The 1,401-nt window shown below is 49.0% G+C and carries 1 protein-coding gene; it reads left to right on the top strand.

The annotated features are described in order from the left end of the window. On the top strand, positions 1–1,401 hold a 1,401-nt coding region (locus tag AB6735_RS27900; RefSeq protein ID WP_370999461.1), incomplete at both ends, for a condensation domain-containing protein.

The following is a 1,401-nucleotide window of genomic DNA, read 5'->3' as shown; positions in this document are numbered from 1 at the left end:
TCCGATATTGAAGATATTTATCCGTTATCCCCTATGCAAGAGGGGATGCTGTTCCATCATTTGTATGACCGGTCCTCTGTTGCCTATTTTTTACAGACATCGTACCAGATTCATGGAACCCTGGATATCTCCTTCGTGCAGCGGAGCCTGGTGGAGTTATCCCGCCGCCATGATGTCCTGAGGACAGCGTTTGTTTTCTCAGAGGCATCGCGATCGTTACAGGCAGTTTTAAAGAGCCGGGAGATCGAGTTTGCTTATCACGATTTCCGGGTGTTTGGCTGGGCAGAGATGGGTGACCGTGTCCGTTCATTTAAAGAAGCAGACCGGTTAAGGTCGTTTGATCTGAGCCGGGATGTACTGATGCGGGTTCATGTGCTGCATTTGTCGGATGATGTATATGAATTCATCTGGAGCTACCATCATATCCTGATGGACGGTTGGTGCCTGGGGACGCTGACAAGGGAATATTATGAGATATACAACAGTTATATTGAAAACCGTAGTTACCACCTGCCGGTGGTACGTCAATATAAGCATTATATACAATGGTTATCCTTGCAGGATGAATCAGCCGCGGCCTCCTATTGGTCGGCTTATCTGTCCTCCTATTCGGGCCTGAGCAGTGTTCCTGCACTTCCCTCCGGATCGAGGAACAAGGGTGATTACTTTCTGAATAAAACAGGTTTCAGCCTTGGGGTAGCGCTGACACGCCAGGTAGTATCCTATGCGCGGTCACGCCGGGTCACGCTGAATACGGTAATAGAAACGGTCTGGGGTATACTTTTATCCCGTTATAACCATACGCAGGATGTGGTATTCGGCTCTGTTGTTTCAGGCCGTCCGGGGAACCTGGATGGTGTAGAGGATATAATAGGTTTGTTTATCAATACGGTGCCGGTCAGGATCTGCTATGAAGCAGGAACAACGTTCAGCAGTCTGGTTAAGGGGGTACAGCACGATTCGCTTGACGGAGCGCGGTATCACTATTATCCGCTGGCCAAGATACAGTCATCGGTTACCGGTCAGCCGTTACTGGATCATATCATGGTATTTGAAAACTATCCGGACATGCAGCCACCCGCTGAACCGGCGGGTGCTGATGAGGTCGAAAATCCAGGTCCGGAGGTCGTTTCGGTAGATATTTTTGAGCATAACAATTACAGCTTTACCGTAATCGTTATGCCGGGAGAAGATATCAGCATCCGTCTGGATTATGACGGCAGAATGTATGACCGTTCATTTATAGAACGGATTCCCGGCCATTTCCTGACTATACTTGATGAGGCACTGAAGAATGACATTCCGGTATCCCGGCTTTCCCTCTTGTCCGCATCGGAGCGGGAAGAATTACTGAGCAGTTTCAGTCATGGCGCTGTAACGGAGTACGGGGATGAAGATACG

It is taken from the genome of Mucilaginibacter sp. RCC_168 (genome assembly GCF_041355315.1).
In the GTDB taxonomy this organism is placed as follows: Bacteria; Bacteroidota; Bacteroidia; order Sphingobacteriales; family Sphingobacteriaceae; genus Mucilaginibacter.
Note: the sequence above shows the minus strand (reverse complement) of the source record. Positions and strands in the feature narration are given on the sequence as shown.